Source organism: Ruegeria sp. AG1, assembly GCF_056541705.1.
This window is the reverse complement of the sequence record NZ_JBQFYU010000002.1, coordinates 339,399-359,967: the sequence shown is the minus strand read 5'-3', so window position 1 is coordinate 359,967 and position 20,569 is coordinate 339,399. Positions and strand designations below refer to the sequence as shown.

Genomic DNA, 20,569 nt, shown 5'->3' with positions numbered 1-20,569 from the left:
ACCTCATATTCACTCAGGGAGATGTGACGGATTTACCCCGCTGAGCGAATTCACGCGTGTGACAACGAGGCTTCTGATCTATACTCATTGCCGCTCCCAGAATAGCAACTGGAATTTCAGTTGGTTGATATTTTCCCCGTCTTCTAGAGCTGGTGGTGCAAGTTGGCGAAAACTCACATAGGAATGGCAGCTTTGCGCAAGCAATCCATTCGCAACGTCCAGATGTGCCACCCAGGGTGAAAAGTCTTAATAAATGATTAAGTGACGAACTATCGCGTGATGAGTGTGGAGCATGTTGAAGTATGACTGAGAACAAGGATCGCTTGACGGCTGAGGAAGCAAAGGGATTTCGGACCGCAAAGGAACTAGAAGGTCATCTCGCGTGGTTGGACACGTTTACCCCCGCAGCCTTGGGGGTCCTAGCTATTGCGTCTGGCATCTACACCTATCTCGGCGTGTCCTCATTGCTCGAGGATAACGGTGCGGTTTCTTTCTTCGCAGCCGTTGCGTACTCAATCGCGGTCTCCGTCGGCATCTTCGTCTTTTGGAGCTACATGCTCCGTCTGCTGCCTTCAATGCGTACGGCTAGTGGCTTCATTGGTTTGACAATCTCCACGATTGTTGGCTCTGTCGCCATTATCGCCATGTCTAGCTGGCTGAACGCAGCCGCACTCGCAGGTTCGGCGGCAGTCGAACAACACTTGGAGAACACTGTTCGTGACTACCAAGCTGCTCTCGAGCAAGCCCACGACATAGCCCTCAGTGGCCAAGCGTTGGGTCGCGAGGTGGAACGCGCCCGCCAGAGTTTTGAAGAACTGGCTGAACTCGAGCAGTCCGGAGACCTCTCAGGAACCGCCGGTCGGGGTGCAGTGTTTCGTGTGCTGACACAAAAAGCTGAGGAGTTGCGAAACCTTGAAGAGCAGATCGCGGCGCAGCAAGAACCTATCGAGGAAGCCTTCCAACAAGGTAACGAAATCCTCGCAAAGATGCGCGAGCTTACTGTAGCCCCCGGTCCAGTGGATCGCCGTTCGGTTCAGTTTTCCGAGGAAAGCGTGAAGCTGGCGGGTGTTATCTCGCGCCTCAACCAGTACAGCGTGGCACCACTTGTTGCTCGTGCTGCTGAGGACCTGCCATCCTCGGTCGTACTTCCAGAGCTTGATGGGCGCAGTTCCGACGTACGAGACGCGCAATCGTCCACAATCAACTCCGTTTTGAACGCGCTGGACCAACGCAGCAAGACACTCAAGAACGCTGCTGACGAGGTGTTGGACATGGAGCCGCCCATCGAGACGGCATATAACCCGATTTCCAGCGCCGATGCGGTGATCAAGTACGCCCACAACTTCGTACCTTCTTGGGCTGGAGCTATAGCCATCGACTTGTTGCCCGCCGTGTTGGTGTTTGTGCTGGCTATCACACAAGCCGCAATCCGCAGTGGTAAGGACGGCATGAGCATTGAGGATACTCTGACGCTTTCTGACCTTAGAGCCGCAATGAATGCCATGAAGGACGTAGAGGCGACAATGGGCGTGGCCGACGCAGCTATCCTCAACCGCGCCACTCCACAAAAAGATGAAACGTGATGAACTTACTAAGTCGTCTCGATCCTCGTTCTGGGCTGCGCTACGTACTGATCCTTCAGCTCGCGATTGCGGGCGTTCTGATAGCGTCGGACGTACTTGGTGTAATGCCCAGCCCGTTCAAGGAGCGTGTTGAACTTCCGACTGGCCCGATATCCCCCGGCGATCAACGTCGAGAGTATCGCACTGATCGTAGCGATCCGTCACTTGTGCCGCAGGACGGACCTCTGGACGTACCCGTGCCAGAGGCTTTTCCAAACCGATTGGACTTTTCAGTTCAGGAAGTCGAAGGAATGGGGAGAATACTTCTTCTTAGCGGCCAGATAGAGGTGGACGACTCGGCCCGCTTCGCTTCGTACCTGTCCGACATGCAGGAGAAGCCCGACCTTGTGGCTCTACACAGTCCGGGAGGAGTGGTTTCTGAGGCACTGTCCATTGGCAAGCAGGTGAGGGGTGCTGAACTTTCTACAGCCGTTCTGGCTGGCTCGATGTGCGTATCCTCATGTCCTTACGTTCTTGCAGGCGGTGAGGAACGCATCGTCTCTCTTCGAGGCATTGTGGGTATGCATCAGCACTACTACGACCAGCCTCGCTTAGTACCTGTCGTCTTCGCAATAGAGGGTATTCAGAAGGGGCAAGGAGAAACGATGCAGCATCTGATCGACATGGGTGTGGACCCGTCGCTCATGTTGTACTCACTGAACACTCCACCCGAGGAAATCTATGCGCTTATCGAGGAAGAACTCGTGGATACCCGCATAGCAACCCAAATAGTTGATTAACACCAGCCACCGAGGACTTTGCCTTGTTCAAGAAGCTAACCATTGATGCGGCGCTGTTCGCTACTACTGCCACTGGGGGCGGTCTCCAAGTACGCGAAGCAGACACAATTGTTTGTTGTCGATGGTACTCCCGTGCGCTTGAACGGCGTGGATGCACCCGAGCTTGGCATTCGTTCTGGTCAAGACGCAAAACGCTGGATGGTGAATTTCTTTCGAGGCAAGGACGTACAGTGCAAACTAAATAGTGAGCGCACGCATGATCGCCGGATCGGTGTTTGTTATGCGGACGGGGAAGACATTGGTGCGGCCGTGATAGCGGCTGGACATGCACTGGATTGCGCGAGGTACTCGGGTGGGCGCTACAGGCAATTGAAGACCTTGGCGGCAAAATCGCGTCTAAAGCGGGCCGGCTAATGCCGGTGAAGTGCAATTGCGCCGTGGGGAGCGCTCATATGGCCGAAGCCCTTAACGCCACTGTCACAGACAACCACGACCGTTGTTGACCGAGGACGAAGTTCGCAACCTAGTACAACTTACATTGGATATCCGGAGCAGGACATGAGAACGATTGGGTTTAGAGATGTTTGAATACAAACCCGAGGATGATGTGGGGCACCTAGATGACTGGCCCTTCGAAAACCCTCTTTGTGACTATCAAATCAAGCGAGGCCACCCACGTGCTTCAGGTCGTGTGGATGCTGGAGGTCCTAGAATGCAACCCGTGCCGGTATTTGGCAATGCACAAAGGGTTCGTTTGAGTGCACGGAACAAGGGGATGAATTGATGACCATCTTATCCGGAACCTGTCGTTTGATTGATATGCAGAGCGGTCAGGTCAGTGTGCTTGAAAAGGGAGACAGTCTTTTCGTTAGGGATGGAAGCCGTTTTACCTGGCACATTGTCGAGGATGTGACGAAGGTCTTATTGGGGTACAAAGCCAATGGGTTCTGACTGGCAAAATCCGATAATTTCGTGTTTCGTCAGTTCCGCATGATTACCCTGACCTGAACATTTTGATCGACCTGGTATGAGAAAATAGAAGCTGTTTCGCTGCAACAAGGCTCTGAACGAGTGTATCTTCTGCCTACTAAGATTCTGCTTCTTTTTCTGATCGAGCTCAAACTGGGTCGGTACTTTAAAGATCAGTTGAGGTTGATAAATAAGGGTCACGAAGCAGGCGAAGCATTGGCGTTAGGAAACCATCGGTTTGAGCCAGATGCATCATTGCTTGCGCAGCATTTGGCCGTTGGTACATGCCGATCAACATAGTTGAATGGATCTGGCTGCGATGAAGTTACTGCTCTTGGCTCTTGCCTTGTTCGAGCAGGATCGTCCATTTACGTATTCCTCCGGCAAACCTCGCTTTTTTAAAATCCGCCGGTTGTGACGCCATTGCCCAGTCTTGAACTGTGCCCTACATGCCCGAACTTTCTGGCTGCATTGATAGCACTGCCTGTTTGCAACGGGGCACTATTTTGGCGCCATCTTCGCGCAATGACTCCCGCAAGTAGTCCACAACTTGCAGAACTCCCTGTATTCGCAATATGTGCGTCCAAGTCTTCTCTGAAGTAACTAGGAGTGACAAAGAGCGGATGTTCGGCTCCTTTTGGTCCTTGACCGGGCCCTTGTGATGAAGATCCAATCCATTTTCCAAGACAGTCACAAGCTCCTGCATTTAATACCCCATCCAAGGAGTTAGGGAACCAAATACTACGACCGGGGCCTCGATCATACGGGCTGGCCTCAGTGTCCGGAGTGAATGCGCCATTGTTTCCGCCTGCAAAAACCACTGCTGTTTTTTCTGATTTCAAGAACTCCTGGATAGTCCAATTTAGTCCATGCCCCACGTTCTCACTGACACCACCCTGTGGGCTTTCCCGTAACCGATTTTTAATACCCCAAGCATTTACCACGAGGACGCGGTCATTTGGTCCAATGGCCACTTTCTCCAGATGAATCGCGAGATTTTGCCAAGCAATCCCAAGCGCCGTATCCAAAACTTTACCCACGCGATCTGGGATAACTGGAACATCATAAATCTTTATAGGTTGTTCAGTTCGTTTTAGATTTCGATTGTCGCCAGCTATCGCAAGGATATTGCGAACAATCATATGGGCGTGCCAAGCTGGCCACTTCTTAAAACGATGCCTATGCTCTCTTGGCAACTCTCCCAGCTGGGGCGGCGGTGTCGGTGTAGGAAGTCCTGGTATATGTATATACTTCAACCAAACTAAACCACCATAAGTGCCGGGCCCACCGAGTGCGTTCACATAATTCGGGTCCATACCTTGATCAAGCACAAAAACATGAACCTTGTTCGTTCTGTTAAAACTTTGGTTGTCAAAGCCCATTAAACCTTGCGCTTCGGCTCTGCGAAGGAATGTCGCTCCACCATGGATACCTGGAGCTCTGTGTTGCTGAGCCGGAGCGCCATCGCTTGCAAAGTCGATCTGAAAATCGACTGCTGGTGAAACACTTTTTTCGATGTGCTTTGGTTTTTCTGTGAGCTGAAGCAGAATTCCGCCAGTTTGGCGTCCGGAGTCCTCGAACCCAGTATTTGGGTCGTAGGAATAGAACCTAGTGGGGTTTTTAGTCACAGCAAACCTAAGGATTCTTTCTAGACCGTCAGGTTCTTCGGCAACGCGAGCAACATTTTCAAGTGATTTGAATTCAGCCAAAACATTGATTTTCGCCTCGTCGGTCAAGTAGTCCAGCAACGTGGTTCCGTCATTCGGGAACAAAACTCGTATGTTGTCGCCCGAGCTTCCTTTGAGGTCCGCTGCCAGCTTCTCTGCGGAAAAATTCAATACATAAAACTTAGGTTTCTCCACATTAATTCCTTTCAAGTCGGCTGAAATCGGGAATCGATTGTGCTATAAGGCCCTCAGTGTACACGAAAACTATGTAACTTCGTACCTTTGGAGATATTAAAACTCGGCTGAACAGTGAGGGGTCATGGCGGTCGGCAATCCACTTGAAGTTGTTGCATCCAATCAGACGGAACTTCGATACGAGCGCTGTGCCGTGGCGTTCTTGGATGTCGTTGGCTTCTCAGAGCAAATGGGAACCAATGAAGAAGCAACGTTCAAGAAGTGGAACCGTCTCAGAACAGAATTGATTATCCCTTTGATTCAAAAATATGGCGGCGAATGTATAAAGTCACTTGGCGACGGTGTTTTGGCGACATTCCCGCAAGCAAGTAGCGCAGTAGAATGGGCAATTAACTTGCAAAAAAGTGCACGAAGTCATGGTGAGAGTTTAACCCTTCGGATCGCACTTGGCTTTGGTGATGTTATTCGGGATGCAGACAATGATGTAGCCGGGGACTGTGTAAACATCACAGCCCGGCTTGAAAGCAAATCCCGTGCGGGTGGTGTCATCCTTTCCGAACAATGCCAGAAGGAAACTTCAGGTGCCTTTGATCACTTACTCCACCCCACAGGCCCTCTAAGACTTAAGAACATTGCTCAGGATATTCATGCATATCATGTGGAGATCGATGGTCGCTTGTTTGCTATGTCCAAACGTGCAACTCGATTTCCGTCAATTGCGGTTCTACCGTTTGATACAAGCGAAGAAGAAGCTGTTTTCTCAAGCGGTCTGGCGGATGATATAATCGTATCTCTAGGAGGGATCCAAGAACTCACGGTGATCGCAAGCTCTAGCGTCAAGGCGTTAGGCCAGCACTCGCATTTGGATCCACGCGAGATTGGAGAGGTACTTGGTGTCGACTACATTGTTTCAGGTTCGATCAGAAAATCCCATGTGGCTTTCAGAGCTGAAACCAAGTTAATCGACGCAACAAACGGCGAAGTGCTCTCAACAGACAAATCCGTCTTCAAAATCGAAGACTTGTTCGAAGTCCAAGACAAGTTTGTAGAAAAACTCGTTGGAGTTATCGCTCCGGAAGTTAAGCGGGTAACCTTGGAACGCGCACTAAGAAAACCGCCTAGCAACTTCACCGCATACGAGAACATGCTGCGCGCTTTAGGCAAAATTACTAGTTTCGACCCGACAGTTTTTGAAACTGCTCGAACAAATTTAGAGGCGGCGATACATTCAGACCCGGAGTTCGCAAACCCCTATGCGTGGATTGCGCGCTGGCATACAATTAGGGTTGGTCAGGGTTGGTCGGATGATCCCGCACACGACAACGCCTTGGCTCTCGAGATGGCACAAAAGGCCATGCGATTGAACCGCCGGAACGCATTGGCACTCGCCACCTACGGCCATGTCGTTGCATACACCGAAAGGGATTATGAGACCGCGATCCACTATTTGGATCAAGCAATATCTGCTGGGCCGAATAGTGCGATAGTACACGCGTTGAGAACCGTTACCCTTTGTTTTTTGGGCCAATCGACCGAGGCTATTGAATCCGCTCATACCGCTCTTCGTTTGTCTCCATTCGACGAACAGTTGTTTCAGTTTTATTCTTTCTTAGCTTTGGCTCTGTACGTCGATGGCCAGTTCGAAAAATCTGCGGTTTGGGCGCGCCGTAGCTTGGCTGAAAACCCATTTTATACGAATACGTTAAAGGTGGCAGTGATTGCAAAAGCGGCATCAGGTGACATTGAAGCAGCAAAGAAAACAGCAAAGACGCTTATGATGAAAGAACCAGAATTTCGGCTCTCTCGCTATTTAAATGGACCACCAATTTTTAGCGAAAAATGGCGAGTAGATCAGCTCGTTGAACACTTTGGTATGGCAGGTATTCCCGCTTAGGGTGGTATGACAGAAATTAATTCAATTTAGGAGGTATAAATATGACTGGGACAGCGGACGGACTTGACGCCCTTGATGCCTTAGACGCGCTGGACGCACTCGATGCGCTGGATGCATTGGGCTCTGGAAAAGGCGCTGCTCCGGGTCACGGAATTCGCCCGATTGGAATCTCTCCTTTCAGCGAACCTGTAGATCCGAATTTAGACAAGTACAAGCAATGGTGGCAGGGCGACTTGTGGCCTGCGACCAACCCTGAAGCTTGGAAACATGATGGAGGAACAACGAACTACGCGCAATTGCACGAAATATACAATTTCGTGACCGGTCGCGAATATACTGAGTCACATTGGTCGACGGAAAAATATTCTGAAGTAGTTTTGGCTTGGTTCACAGCCAAAAGAACGAATGTTCCTAAGGCACCGAGCAAACCAGAATCCAGTTGGCTAGAGTGGCCGATATCGGTAACCAAAGGGGATAACCTAGATTGGGAAGTGAACTTTCCTGACGAGAAGTATGATTTCGATCCATGGACCGATTTGGATCATGAAGACTACACCACTTATGATGCAAGAAATTTTGGGAAACTAAAAGATGAATTGACTGAGTTGGTATCACTAATTGAGTATCGAGGGGGTGCTTTACATGAAGCGATAGCTCAGCGTCACGGGATTGGAGTATTCTTTCGCGGAATACTGCCTTTTAGCCGAACAACGCATCCAAATACCACTTTGGCCTTGGGCGGCGCGATGCGTGTGGCTCAGTTTCTTGCTATGCACTACAAGAATGTTGCAGAAAGACCAAGGCCATCACAGCTTGCACCAGCCTTAATGCCGCCAATTCCAAACCCTGGGCATGCTGCATTTCCGAGCGCTCATGCTACTGAGGCGCACATGGCTGCGTTAGTACTTTCATGTTTCAAGTTCGTGCAAAATATGAGGACAGAGTATTCCGAAAAAGACGACGCTGCAAAGAAGGTTATTAGAGATCCAATGTTGGACATGGCACGGCGAATTTCCCGGAACAGGGAAGTGCTGGGAGTGCATTATCCTTCAGACAGCGAAGCAGGGCGACGCCTTGCTGCGTTCGGTTTTTGGCATCTTCACAAAGTGCCCGAGTATAAAGTTTTACTTGAAGCAGCGCAGGATGAGTGGCCTAAATAGCGATCCTAAATCGGTCAAGCATACGTGTTTTCTAAAGAAATGGTTCAGAGCGAGTAGCGTTATCCAGCTTGCCCGAAGTTTGTTGGCCAATTGGAGCACAGCAGGTTTGACAGGAAGTTGTGCTTCAATTTTGTTTAACTTGCGGCCGTCGGCAAAATCTTGTTTGCGCCGGCATAGCGTTGATGGAATACCGTTTTTTTTCGAAAACCCGCGCCTAGCTAGATCCAACTAAATGTTTCAATTGCTGCCGCTGTACGATTGTTCATCTGTTCCGCCGCACCTACGTACTTCTGAGTTGTAGAGAATGAGGTATGACCAAAGTAGCTCTTGAGCATCTCGAGCGACATAGTCGCCTCGTCGATGACGCGTGTTCCAAACGTATGACGGAAGTGTCTCTGGGTAATTTCGCGTTTCATGTATTCCGGTAGATTGAGCGCATCGCACACAGAGTACCAGCCAGTCTTGAATGCTTCGTTAGTCTGCCTAAGCGACAGGTGCTTTGGGCCATTGCCAGCTACCTTCACATCTGGAAACAGAAGTTTGTGGGACGTTGCAGCCGCTACTGCGGCGTCCATGTCATCTAGAAAAGCCAAGACACTTTCTGATAGCGGGACTCGGCGGGCTTTCACCGCTCTCTGCGTCTTGTGGTTCCGCAAGACGATCTCGTCGCGTTGACGGTCGATGAAGTTGTTGTCACCTGTATCTCGGCGCTCAAGCTTGAGGCCTTCTGAGGGCCTCACGCCTGTCGCGGCGAAAAACTTCAGTGCTGTTCCTCTAATTGGTTCCTTCTCAATTAGTTGATCAGCGTAGTTAATCATGTTGAAGTGCGCTTCTTCTTCCATGAACTCGACTTCTTCAGTGGGCGGTGAAAAAGAAGGATAGGCATCAGCCGGGTTCGGCTGAACCCGATTGTGCTTGAACAGTTGCCGCATGGCAGAACGGGCCTTTCTTGCGCCATGTTCAGCTTTCGATGCCAGGCGCCAAGGAAATCAAATACCGCTTTCTCGGAGACTTCATTGAGAAGAATACCTTTGTTGGCTTTTGCGAACTTTTTTAGACGTTAAACTGTTGGCGTGCCAACTCAGGCCACAGGGACCGCTTTGCAAGGTCGCAGTGCTCGACCCGTTTTTTATCAAGCTTGCACTTCAGAAAATCAAGATATGACCCTTCAAAGGTTAGGCCTGTATTCCCATCTTTGAATGGATTTTCTCGCATGGCAATCTGGTTTAGCAGTTACTGGGCACGCTCCCGTGCCGCTTGTGGTTTCCACACCTCGGGAGAGGCGTCTTGAGCGATCTTTTTAACGGACGCATTCTTTGCGCCGGGCATACGAATGTAAACAACATACGACTTTTTGCCGGACGGCAGCACGCGTACCGCGAACTGGCCTGTTTCGGTGTCATAAACCAGTTAGGGCCGCGTCGCGGGCTTAAGTGCTGCAACAGACCGGTCAGTTTATTTCTTGCAAAATTCCTTCTTCATTTTGTCTCTCTCGGCATTTCGTGACTACATCATGACTACAATTGTAGCAAATAATCCTTTCTGTGGAATCAAGGCTCGCTGGGCTCCCGAGCGAAAAACCTATAAAAAACAATAGCGTTACAGACAGCCTCTAAGAATCAAGAAACTTGTCGTTTACCCGACGATTGGGATTCAAAATCCCCTGGTAGTGATACCGTGCCGGTTCGAGTCCGGCCTTGGGTACCAATGTAAAAACAGAGGGTTAGGGGAACCTGCTCTCTGTTTTTTCTTTTTCAGGTGATGTCTTGCTACGCATGTGCACACTTATTGGGCATTTAACCCGCGATCCTCTGAAAAAAATGCGTTTTGCCGCGATGCGGGTCCAATGGCTCAGAAACTGCGGCGCGATGGGGAAAGATTTGAAAACAACCTCATATCTGATGCGTGGAGCGTTCTGTTGAAGGGCTGGCCTTGACTTTCAGCGTATCTGAATGAAACCTCGGACCTGTTGGGAGATATCGGAAAATCTATACAGCTGGCCCTGTTGCAATGCGGATTGATCTGACCTATCGGCACAATCCCCAATGCGGGTCCCGAAAGGGAGGCGTCAGCCTTTTCCCGCCCAAGTCATAATAATGGGAGTTCTTAAATGAAAAACAGCAGCAAGCTTAGCCTCGGCGCGTTTGTGACCGCTGCAATGATGGCACCTGCCGCCTATGCGGAAGAGTTCATCACCATCGGTACAGGTGGCGTAACCGGCGTGTACTATCCCACCGGTGGTGCGATCTGCCGTCTGGTCAACAAAGGCCGCAAGGAGCACGGCGTACGTTGCTCGGTCGAATCGACCGGCGGCTCGGTCTACAACATCAACACCATCCGCGAGGGTGAGCTGGAGTTTGGTGTGGCCCAGTCCGACTGGCAGTACCACGCATATAACGGCACATCGAAATTCGAAGAGGCTGGCCCCTTCGAAAATCTGCGCGCTGTATTCTCGGTACACCCTGAGCCCTTCACCGTTGTGGCCCGTGCCGACTCCGGCATCGCCAGCTTTGAAGACCTCAAAGGCAAGCGCGTTAACATCGGTAACCCCGGTTCCGGTCAGCGCGGCACTATGGACGTTGTTCTGGAAGCCATGGGCTGGACTCTGGACGACTTTGAACTGGCATCCGAGCTGAAAGCGGCCGAGCAGTCGGCAGCTCTGTGCGACAACCAGATTGACGCGATGATCTACACCGTTGGTCACCCGTCGGGTTCGATCCAGGAAGCGACCACCGCATGTGATTCCGTTCTGGTGAACGTCACTGGCGACGCGATTGACGGCCTGATCGACGGCAACTCGTACTACCGTACCGCGACCATTCCGGGTGGCATGTACCGTGGCTCGGACGGTGACACCACCACCTTTGGTGTGGGCGCAACCTTCGTGACTTCGGCAGATGTGTCGGAAGATGCTGTATATGCAGTTGTCAGCTCGGTCTTCGAGAACTTCGACGACTTCAAAAAACTGCACCCTGCATTTGCAAACCTGAAGCCTGAAGAGATGATCGCGGACGGTCTTTCGGCTCCGCTGCATCCGGGTGCTGAAAAGTACTACAAAGAAAAAGGCTGGGTTCAGTAAACCAGACCTGAAGCAGGGTGCCCAAGGGCGCCCTGCAACCCAAGCCCGGATTGAACGGGCAAAAATAAGGCCAAAAAGGCCACATGACGGGGAGACATTTATATGAGTTCCGACACGCAATCCAACCGACCGCTATCCGAAGAAGAGCTTCAGGAGCTTGTAGCCTCCTCCGATGCCGGCGGTCGTAACCCGGTCGGTAGTGTCGGGATCTTTCTGGCAATTGTCGCCGCGCTTTGGTCGGTGTTTCAGGTCGTTTTGGCCTCGCCAGTATCAAACGTTGTTTTGCCCGGCAGCGTAGTCAACAACTCGCGCCAGATCCACCTGGCCTTTGCGATGTTCTTGGCTTTTGCGGCCTATCCAGCGCTGAAATCCAGCCCTCGGAACTATATCCCCGTGCAGGACTGGATCATGGGCCTGCTGGGCGCGTTTGTGGCGCTCTATGGGTATTTCTTCTACGACAAGATCGTGAATGCGGGCGGTCTGGCGGACGACACCGATAAATGGGTCGCGCTGGGTGGGTTGCTGCTACTGTTCGAGGCCGCGCGTCGTGCGCTAGGCCCGGCCATGGCGATTATTGCGACGATCTTCTTAGCCTATGTCTTCTTCGGTTCGTCCGAATGGGTACCTGAGGTGATCCGCTGGAAAGGCGCGAGTCTTAAAAAAGCTATGAGCCATATGTGGATCACGTCCGAGGGCGTGTTCGGCATCGCGCTTGGAGTCTCGACGAAATTCGTCTTCCTGTTCGTGTTATTCGGAGCGTTGCTCGATAAGGCCGGGGCAGGGAATTACTTTATCAAGATGGCCTTCGGCGCCCTCGGCCACCTGCGCGGTGGCCCGGCCAAGGCGGCTGTTGTGGGTTCGGCGGCGACCGGTCTGATCTCGGGTTCGTCGATTGCAAACGTTGTGACCACCGGTACTTTCACCATTCCGCTGATGAAACGCGTCGGCTTCTCTAGTGAACAAGCGGGCTCGGTCGAGGTCGCCTCATCCGTGAACGGCCAGATCATGCCACCTGTCATGGGGGCCGCAGCCTTCCTGATGGTGGAATATGTGGGCATTTCCTATGTTGAGGTCATTACCCATGCCTTCCTGCCGGCGGCGATCTCTTATATCGCGCTGGTCTACATCGTGCATCTGGAAGCCGTTAAGCGGAACATGCCGACATTGGGCAACCGTGAGGTTCACCTCGCGCGGACCGTGGTCGGTATGCTGTCCTTCTTCATCGTCTTTGCTGGTCTGTGCTACGGCTCGCAATACCCGGTCGAAGCGGTCACCAGCATGGTGCCAACCGCCGCTGGCATGGTGCTGAGCCTGATCGTCTGTGCGGTCTATGTGGCGCTGCTGTATCTGGCTGCGCAGGTCCCCGACCTTGAGCCGGATGATCCCAACGCCAAAGAGGTTGAGCTGCCGGTCATCGCCGACATCTACAAGGCGGGTCTGCACTATCTGCTGCCGATCATCGTGCTGGTCTACTTCTTGATGATCGAGCAGAAATCGCCGGGGCTGTCCGCCTTCTGGGCAACGGCGCTGCTGTTCGTGATCCTTCTGACGCAGAAGCCGCTCAAGGCGATCTTCCGGGGCGAGAGCGAGGTCTATAACCGTTTCATCGACGGTGTTGCCGACCTCTGGCAGGGCCTGATCGACGGCGCGCGCAACATGATCGGGATCGCACTGGCCACGGCCACTGCGGGTGTGATCGTGGGCACCGTGACGCTGACCGGTGTGGGCCAAGTGATGGCCGATCTGGTTGAGTTCCTGTCGGGCGGCAACCTGATCCTGATGCTGGTGATGGTTGGTATCCTTAGCCTGATCCTGGGTATGGGCCTGCCGACGACAGCGAACTACATCGTCGTCAGCTCTTTGATGGCCGGTGTGGTTGTTGAATTGGGCGCGCAGAGCGGGCTGATCGTGCCGTTGATCGCCGTGCATCTATTCGTGTTCTACTTTGGGATCATGGCGGATGTTACGCCTCCGGTCGGGTTGGCAAGCTTTGCGGCTGCGGCTGTGTCCGGTGGTGACGCGATCCGCACTGGCTTCACGGCCTTCTTCTACAGCCTGCGGACCGTTGCGCTGCCGTTTGTGTTCATCTTCAATACAGACCTGCTGCTGATCGACGTGACATGGGTCGAAGGGATCACCGTCGCCATATTCGCTACGATTGCGATTTTGGTCTTCACGGCGGGTACCATGGGTTATTTCCTGACTCACAACCGCATCTACGAAAGCGTTGCCCTGATCGCGGTGGCTTTTGCCCTGTTCCGGCCAGACTTCTTCATGGACCGGATATCGCCACCCTTTAGCTCGGTCGAGCCAGCCGCCTTCGTGGAGACCATAGGAGAAACCCCTCCGGGCACCGAGGTCCGCGTTGTTGTCAGCGGTCCTGACTTCGACACGCTCGAGATGACCGACACTACCGTTGTCGTGACTGTCGGCGACGAAGAAGGCGGAGCAGCGCGCGTTGATGCCATGGGTCTGCTGCTGTTGGAGGAGGACGGATTGGTCAAACTCGAAGAGCCGCTTTTCGGTTCGCCCGTCGCGGATGAGTTGGGCATTTTCGACTATTACGGCGATGACGCGGTGCGCCTGAGCTCGGTCAGCCTGCCGTCCGGTCAGCCTCCGAAACAGCTGATCTATATCCCGGCGATGCTCTTGTTGGGTTTGATCGCCTTCCTGCAACGCGGCCGAGCCGCCAGACAAGAAGAGGTGGCGGCATGACACAATCGGTTCTCTGCGCCGTAGATATCAGCAATGGTGATCTGGACAGCCCTGTATTACAGAAAGCGGCCGCACTGGCGAATATGGACGGCGCGCAACTGGATGTGGTGACCGTTCTCCCGGACTACGGTGAAAGCTGGGTCTCAGGGTTCTTCGAGGCAGACCACCACGAAAAGGCGTTGGACCAGGCGCAGGTTGAATTGACTGAATTGTGCGTGGCGACGTTGGGCGCTGAGCGTAATGCCTCCGTCCGACATGTCGTCGCCACCGGGACAGCCTATCAAGAGATCCTGAAAACAGCAGAAAGTGCAGGGTCGGACCTGATCGTTATCGGTGCGCACAAGCCGGACCTGAAAGACTATCTTCTGGGACCGAATGCCGCCCGTGTGGTGCGGCACGCAAACGTCTCGGTCTACGTTGTGCGGTAGATCAGTATCCGGTCATCTCCAGATAGCCGCGCCCGGCGTGGCTGCCTGAGACGGTGACCGGACCTTCCCAGTACTCAAATCGCGCTCCCATCCACGCATCGGGGATCAGGGCCGCGACCTCAACATCCAAGTCATAATCCGGCAGTGAGACGTTCCAGCGTATCGGCACGTCTCGCCCGGCAACCGGTGCGGTTTCAAGCGGCGTGAACGAGGCCGAGCCATCGGGCAACGCCTGCGTGGTGCCATCTGAGTTGATCCAAGTGGCCGCCGTATAGTCCCGACGATCGCCGCGCAGGCGAAAACCCATCAGCTTCTCGCCAGTGTCAAAGCTGAGCGAGAACCAATCCCATCCACTCTGATCCTCGGCCAGCGGTTGCGAGGACCACTCGCGATCCAACCACGCCTGACCGGTGACCGTGACGTCCCGGTCCGGCAGGTGCAATGTGCCTTCCACAGCGTAGAACGGTTGCGAGTAGTAGTAGCTTGCCTGTCCGTCGGCGGATTTTACCGAATAGCCATCGTCCCCATGAAAGACCAACGGCCCTTGGGCGTTTAGCGCAAGGTCATAGCCAAAATCCGCGCCATGGGCCGTAAGGGATAGAGTATCGAAGTCCGGGCCACTCATCCGCCATTCGTCGATCCATGCCGCAAACGGTTGCGCCGCGACACCAGCCTGCCCAACACCACCGCGCGACAGGCGTTCCGCAAAGAAGTGGCGTTCGGGTGTGGTGACGGCCGCATGACCCATCCAGATCTGAGGGCTCTGCCAGCCTTCGGTTTCAAAGGGTTTCAACGCCGAGCGGAAAAGGGTCCATTGAATGCCATAGTCCTGCCCATCGTCGCCCTTCAGATTAGCCGTCAGGTACCACCATTCGATCCGATACGCGGGATGAGGGCCGTGATCTGCGGGGAATTCGAACGTGTAACCACGCTGAGGGACTTCGAACCCTTCCGCAGAACCGCCAAGCCCGGCGTAGCCTTGGGCCAACGCGCCAAAGGGGAGTAGAAGCAGCAGGGCTATCAAAATGGCCTTAGCGTTCATTGGCAAATACTCTCAGCAACTCAGCGGGTGGCAGCCGCAGAAGACGCAGGGCGGGCAGGGCGGCCGCGGCCAGCGCGGCAACGAGTGTTAGCAGGAAGAGAACCAGCCAGTCCCATGGGAAGACATACATCGGCAGCCGCCAGCCGAAGGCCTCGACATTGATTACGGCCAGCAGCACCCAGGCGAGGATCAGTCCTAGCGGCAGCGCAAGGCAAGCCGTCATCGTGGCCAGTATGGCACTGCGCGACAGCTCCAGCCGCGCCAATTGCGCGCGGTCTAGCCCAAGCGCCCAAACAGGAGCAATCTGGGGCAGTCGCTGCGTCCAGAGCGTCAGGAGGCTGGTGAGGATGGCAAACCCGGCAACCCCAAGCGTTAGGACATTGAGGGCCGAGGTTACAACAAAGGTCTTTTCAAAAATCGCGCGCGATTGGGCTTTCATCGCGGCCTGTTGAACGACGGCCTGAGGCGCAAGATCGAACCGCTCGCGCAGGGTTTGCGCCAACTCGGTCGCGCGGTTTGGGTCGAGACGAATGCCGAACCGGCGCGCCTCTAGTCCCGGTGCGATCAGGTCCAGTTGCGCCATCGAAACGATCGCCTGTCCGGTCGGGTTCCCGTAGTCCGAGTAAACCCCCGCGACCGGCAATTGGTGGTTCGGACCAAAGCGCAGCACGTCACCGGGCCAAAGGTCGGCGCGTCGCGCAAGCTGTTCGTTGATCAACACCGCATCACCCGACATGACCCGATCCCAACTATCATCGGTGCGCGCAATCAATGGCCAATACTGGCGGTAGGTCGGGTCGTCGACCACGCCATACAGGAACAACGGCCCGGTTTCATGCGCCAGTTCCACGTTGCGGATGGGGAGGATTGCGGTGACTTGCGGCTCTAGCCACTGGGTAATCTCACTCCCTTGTTGGTCGCTCTCTGTGGTCAGGTAAAGCTCGGACGTAAGTCGTTGATCCAGCCAACCGATAAAGGTGAGGCGGAAGCTGGAGACCATCGTTGCCACTCCGATATTCGCCGCCAAGGCCAGCAGCAGCGCCATCAGAGCGAGCGACAGACCGGGCAGTTGTGCACGCATGTCGACCCAGACCCACTGCGCAACCGGGCCGCGGGCGCGACGGGCGCAAAGTTTTAATGCAATGGACAGGCAAAGCGGTAACAGCAAGGCTGCACCGGTCAACAGACCGGCCAAGAGTGCGAAACCGCCGAGGAGGCCTCCGACCGTGGTGTAGACGAGGCCTCCGAAGACAAGCAGCGCCAAGCCGCAGTAGGCCGCCAGCCGTTGGCCTTGCCCGCTGCCGCGCCAGGCCTGCACGCCCGGGCCAGCCAATAACGGCATTCGTGACAGGCGCCAAAGGGCTTGTGCGCTAGCGATCAGAGTGCCTCCGAGCGCCATTCCTATTCCGGCCAACGCCCATGCGGGTTGGAGGGTCAATTGCCCGGTAACAGGTGCGCCGTAGAGGCCGCGCAACGTGGCGGCAACATCTGGTAAAAGTGCTCCGGCGAGGAAGAATCCCAGGATCAGGCCGATGATGCCTCCGATCAGGGCCAGCAGGGTAAGTTCAGCCAGGATCAACCACACCAGCCGACGCATCGAGACACCAAGCGCGCGCAGTGTTCGGATCATGCCGCGACGCTGTGCAAAGGCCAGACCAACCGTGCCGTTCACGATGAACAGCCCCACGGCAAAGGACAGCATTCCAAACGCGGTCAGGTTCAGGTGGAAGCTGTCGGTCAGCTGCGCGGTATCGACTTGTGAGGCGTGGCTGACCCGCTCCAACTCGGGCGCGATTTCCGACAGTGGAGGGGTCGATCGGGGTTGGTTCGGCAGAATCACAAGGCGAGAGATCTGGCCGGGCGCGCCCAGTAAGGTTTCGGCGACTCCAATGTCGGTCAGGATGACATCGGGTGGAAGCTCAGTAGTTATCAGGACAGGCGGCAGATCGTCTTGCGACTGCAATAGGGTGGCCAACTCAGCTGAGGCCAGCAAGCGGCCCGGTGCCGTCAGGATATCTGCGGGATCCGTTTCGGCTTCAGCTTCGGTGATCGCAGGCAGGGCCGGATAGGCGACCATGTCGACGCCTAACACGCGCAGCGTTCGGCCTTGGACGGGATAGGGCCCCTCGAGCACCGCTGCGACCTGCCACCCAGCGCGGCGCAGGTCGGCATAGCGGCTCAGCGGTATCACCCCGGAAGGGTCGCGCAGCTCATCAAACTGGCCGAGGGCAAGCTGCGCATTGGCACGGGCGTAGCTGGCGCGGGCCTCGGCGTTGATCGCCTGAACGGCCGACCAAAGCCCGGTTGCCAATGCGATCCCGATCAGCAGTGTAGCAAACTGCAACCAATGGCTCCGCCAATGAGACGTCAGCGCCTGTATTATGGCAGCCGTCATTGAATACGCCCACCTGCCAGATGAACTCTGCGATCCAGTTGGCCTGCGATATCTTGCGAATGGGTTACCAACAGCAGCGCGGCACCCGACTCAGTCACGAGGGACAGCATCAGATCCAGAACGGCCGCACTGGCGGTTTCATCCAGATTGCCCGTCGGCTCATCCGCGAGCAGCAGCTTCGGCCTCACGGCCATCGCGCGCCCGATGGCGACGCGTTGTTGCTGACCGCCGGACAGTCGCTCAGGGAAGCGGGACAGCAGATCGCTGAGGCCAAGGCGATCTGCCAGATGCGCCTCCCAGTCTGGATCATGACACCCAGCCAGCCGCGCGTGGAAGGAGAGGTTCTGGGCGACCGTCAGCGATGGGATCAGGTTGAACTGCTGAAACACCAGCGAGACGTGTTTCCGTCGTAGCCCGGCGCGCCCGGCATCATCCAGACCCGACAGAGCAATACCGTCCAACGTGATCTCTCCGGCGTCGAAATGATCCAGCGCGGCCGAGAGATTCAGCAAGGTGGATTTGCCGCTGCCGCTTTCACCGGTCAGCGCCAAGGTTTGACCGTGGTCCAGCGACAGCGAGACATCCTGCAGCACAGGCCGTCCACCGGGATAGGTCTTGTGAACATGTTCAATCGACAACAGCATGATCCGCCTCGCTTTTTGTCCTAGATGTGCAACTGTTTGATCCGCTGTCCAGTGCCGACTGGGTCTTGATACGTGACATCGGCCTGTACCCTTGTGCTTGCGGGCCGCAAAGGTCATGCTGAGACGACCTTACCGCAGCTTGATTCAGGACGTAAAAACATGACCTTGCTACATCAGATTGTCTGGGGAAGCACGTTTCTGGGCCTTTGTTTTCTGGTCGAAATCCTGCTTTTGACATGGTGTACCGTGGTGATCATGAAGATGGAAACCAATCTGGAAAAGAGAGGCGTGTTTATGGGCACGGCGATGCCGATAGCGGTGGCTCTCGTTTTCATTGTCGCGATCCACACCATTCAGGTTTGGATTTGGGCGATCGTCTGGGTGTTGCTCGACGTTCTGCCGGATTGGAACACCGCGATTTACTTTTCCTTGGTGACCTTCACGACCCTGGGCTACGGCGACATTGTTCTGGGTGAGGCACTTCGGATTTTCGGGTCTTTCGCTTCTGTGGCGGGGCTGTTGGCCTTTGGCCTGTCGACCGCTTACATGGTTGCCATGATGACGCGCGTATTTCAGGACCGAATTTTCTCTTAAAGAATAGGGGCAAAGAGCCGCGCCAGAGGGGCACCAAAACGGATATGGGCTGGTTGCTGGGGCATGGATCGCGTTAGCTCATAGCAGTTCTCGAAATCGGCTGAGAGCATCTCACTGACGGCTTCCGCCGCGCGTGGGTCGAAGAACAGCGCCATCGCCTCAAAATTCAGCCGGAATGAGCGGTTGTCCAGATTTGTCGTTCCAACCGCAGCCAGGGCATCGTCGACCACAAACGCTTTTTGATGCATGAACCCGTCAGTGTAGCGGAACACCCGCACGCCGCAGTCTCGGATTTCATCGAAATAGGCGAAGGCGGCCAGCCAGGGCAGGCGGTGGTCGATCACGTCTGGTAGCAGAATACGAACGTCGACCCCGCGCATGGCCGCGTGCTGCAGGGCGGTCATGATATCGATGTCCGGCACGAAATAAGGCGAGGCGATCCATAGCCTTTCCTTGGCCTCGGCGATGGCGGCAAAGAACAGCATTGCGCCGGTTTCAGTGTCATCTCCCGGCCCGGTTGCCACCAAAAGGGCATTCATGTCCTGCTCGGCCTCGCTTCCTGCCCAATCAAGGTGGTCAATCAGATCCTCATCGCGCGCCCAGTGCCAGTCTTCGCAGAAAATCAGCTGTAGCTGCCGCACGATGTGGCCGTTCATTTTCAGGTGGGTATCTCGCCAATGGCCGAAACGCTCGCTTTGGCCCAGATACTCGACCCCTACATTGTGGCCGCCGATGAATCCGGTTTCGCCATCAATGATTACCGTTTTGCGGTGATTGCGATAGTTCAGCTGAAACCGGAAGTTCGGGCCACGTTGTTCTTTGGGGTCGGCTACATCTATCCCAGCCTCGCGCATCGTTTCGAGATATGTGGGAGGAAGGCCGTAGCTGCCGACGGCATCTGTCATGAACCGAACGTGTACGCCGCGCTTGGCTGCGGCGATCAGCTTTTTCTGCAGCTCTTGCCCAAGTGTATCATCCCGGACGATGTAGAACTGGATCAGGATGTAGTTTTTAGCGGCATCAATCGCCTTGAAAATCGAATCAAACGTGGCCTTCCCATCGACCAGCAACTCAGCCCCGTTCCCGCGTGAGACGGGCAGGTGAGCCAGAACCTCGAACGGGCGCGGGTTGAGTGTCATGGTCGAGGGATCGGGTTTCGAATAGTCGGCAAAGGTCTTGATGCCTTCGACGACGCGCTCGCTTTCCTGCCTCGCGATGCGGTAGCCGCGAAAGCGATGGTGGCCCAGAAACAGATACATTGGCACCGCAAAGAAGGGGGCCGAGATCAGAAACACCACCCAGCCCACCGCCCCCTGAGGGGTACGCGCAGTTTGTGCCGCGCGTAGCGAGAACACGCCTGCTGTCACGTAGAGACAAAAAACGAGGGCAGAAACAAGCAATGTCCACATAGGGTTGAGGGCCTCC

The 20,569-nt window shown here is 54.8% G+C and carries 16 protein-coding genes; 10 read left to right on the top strand and 6 right to left on the bottom strand.

The annotated features are described in order from the left end of the window. Positions 1 to 302: 302 nt before the first annotated feature. From ACR0B5_RS04180 to ACR0B5_RS04165, 4 genes are all read left to right on the top strand, one after another. A complete protein-coding gene (locus ACR0B5_RS04180) occupies positions 303 to 1,583 on the top strand; it encodes a hypothetical protein (protein ID WP_480538595.1) in 1,281 nt (426 codons plus the stop codon). 236 nt (positions 1,584 to 1,819) lie between these two features. Beyond that, positions 1,820 to 2,362: a COG3904 family protein gene (locus ACR0B5_RS04175; RefSeq protein ID WP_480538593.1), complete on the top strand. Its 543-nt coding sequence runs from the start codon at positions 1,820 to 1,822 to the stop codon at positions 2,360 to 2,362. 45 nt (positions 2,363 to 2,407) lie between these two features. Further along, a complete protein-coding gene (locus tag ACR0B5_RS04170; RefSeq protein ID WP_480538591.1) occupies positions 2,408 to 2,776 on the top strand; it encodes a thermonuclease family protein in 369 nt (122 codons plus the stop codon). 315 nt (positions 2,777 to 3,091) lie between these two features. Next, a complete protein-coding gene (locus ACR0B5_RS04165; protein ID WP_480538740.1) occupies positions 3,092 to 3,313 on the top strand; it encodes a cupin domain-containing protein in 222 nt (73 codons plus the stop codon). Positions 3,314 to 3,729: 416 nt separating this feature from the next. On the opposite strand, the gene ACR0B5_RS04160 is transcribed toward ACR0B5_RS04165, so the two are convergent. Next, positions 3,730 to 5,208 carry a S8/S53 family peptidase gene (locus tag ACR0B5_RS04160; protein WP_480538589.1) on the bottom strand — a complete coding sequence of 493 codons (1,479 nt, stop codon included), beginning with the start codon at positions 5,206 to 5,208 and terminating at the stop codon, positions 3,730 to 3,732. A 109-nt stretch (positions 5,209 to 5,317) separates the two neighbouring features. On the opposite strand from ACR0B5_RS04160, the gene ACR0B5_RS04155 reads away from it, so the two are divergent. Both ACR0B5_RS04155 and ACR0B5_RS04150 read left to right on the top strand, forming a co-directional pair. Beyond that, entirely contained in the window at positions 5,318 to 7,087 is a 1,770-nt protein-coding gene (locus tag ACR0B5_RS04155) for an adenylate/guanylate cyclase domain-containing protein (RefSeq protein ID WP_480538586.1), read from the top strand. A 41-nt stretch (positions 7,088 to 7,128) separates the two neighbouring features. After that, the gene (locus tag ACR0B5_RS04150; protein ID WP_480538584.1) at positions 7,129 to 8,247 is read left to right on the top strand and encodes a phosphatase PAP2 family protein; all 1,119 of its coding nucleotides are present in this window, start codon (positions 7,129 to 7,131) and stop codon (positions 8,245 to 8,247) included. Between the two features lie 218 nt (positions 8,248 to 8,465). Here the strand turns inward: ACR0B5_RS04150 and ACR0B5_RS04145 are convergent, their stop codons facing one another. Next, entirely contained in the window at positions 8,466 to 9,179 is a 714-nt protein-coding gene (locus ACR0B5_RS04145) for a tyrosine-type recombinase/integrase (protein WP_480538582.1), read from the bottom strand. 1,178 nt (positions 9,180 to 10,357) lie between these two features. On the opposite strand from ACR0B5_RS04145, the gene ACR0B5_RS04140 reads away from it, so the two are divergent. The 3 genes from ACR0B5_RS04140 (at position 10,358) to ACR0B5_RS04130 (ending at position 14,469) form a co-directional block, all read left to right on the top strand. After that, positions 10,358 to 11,326 carry a TAXI family TRAP transporter solute-binding subunit gene (locus ACR0B5_RS04140; protein WP_170373646.1) on the top strand — a complete coding sequence of 323 codons (969 nt, stop codon included), beginning with the start codon at positions 10,358 to 10,360 and terminating at the stop codon, positions 11,324 to 11,326. Positions 11,327 to 11,428: 102 nt separating this feature from the next. Further along, positions 11,429 to 14,041, top strand: coding sequence for a TRAP transporter permease (locus ACR0B5_RS04135; protein ID WP_170548871.1), 2,613 nt, complete (start codon positions 11,429 to 11,431; stop codon positions 14,039 to 14,041). Continuing rightward, a complete protein-coding gene (locus tag ACR0B5_RS04130) occupies positions 14,038 to 14,469 on the top strand; it encodes a universal stress protein (protein WP_480538580.1) in 432 nt (143 codons plus the stop codon). Before ACR0B5_RS04135 ends, ACR0B5_RS04130 begins: the two co-directional genes overlap by 4 nt. 1 nt (position 14,470) lies before the next feature. On the opposite strand, the gene ACR0B5_RS04125 is transcribed toward ACR0B5_RS04130, so the two are convergent. From ACR0B5_RS04125 to ACR0B5_RS04115, 3 genes are read right to left on the bottom strand one after another with little or no spacing between them, the layout of a single operon-like run. Continuing rightward, the gene (locus ACR0B5_RS04125; RefSeq protein ID WP_480538578.1) at positions 14,471 to 15,511 is read right to left on the bottom strand and encodes a lipocalin-like domain-containing protein; all 1,041 of its coding nucleotides are present in this window, start codon (positions 15,509 to 15,511) and stop codon (positions 14,471 to 14,473) included. Then, a complete protein-coding gene (locus ACR0B5_RS04120; RefSeq protein WP_480538576.1) occupies positions 15,501 to 17,906 on the bottom strand; it encodes an FtsX-like permease family protein in 2,406 nt (801 codons plus the stop codon). The genes ACR0B5_RS04125 and ACR0B5_RS04120 overlap by 11 nt, the downstream gene beginning before the upstream one ends. Continuing rightward, positions 17,903 to 18,550, bottom strand: coding sequence for an ABC transporter ATP-binding protein (locus tag ACR0B5_RS04115; RefSeq protein ID WP_480538574.1), 648 nt, complete (start codon positions 18,548 to 18,550; stop codon positions 17,903 to 17,905). The genes ACR0B5_RS04120 and ACR0B5_RS04115 overlap by 4 nt, the downstream gene beginning before the upstream one ends. 159 nt (positions 18,551 to 18,709) lie before the next feature. Between ACR0B5_RS04115 and ACR0B5_RS04110 the strand changes: the two genes are divergently transcribed. Further along, the gene (locus ACR0B5_RS04110) at positions 18,710 to 19,144 is read left to right on the top strand and encodes a potassium channel family protein (RefSeq protein ID WP_170373652.1); all 435 of its coding nucleotides are present in this window, start codon (positions 18,710 to 18,712) and stop codon (positions 19,142 to 19,144) included. Here the strand turns inward: ACR0B5_RS04110 and cls are convergent. After that, positions 19,141 to 20,553: a cardiolipin synthase gene (gene cls, locus ACR0B5_RS04105; RefSeq protein WP_480538573.1), complete on the bottom strand. Its 1,413-nt coding sequence runs from the start codon at positions 20,551 to 20,553 to the stop codon at positions 19,141 to 19,143. The two genes, ACR0B5_RS04110 and cls, sit on opposite strands and share 4 nt — an antisense overlap. Positions 20,554 to 20,569: the final 16 nt, after the last annotated feature.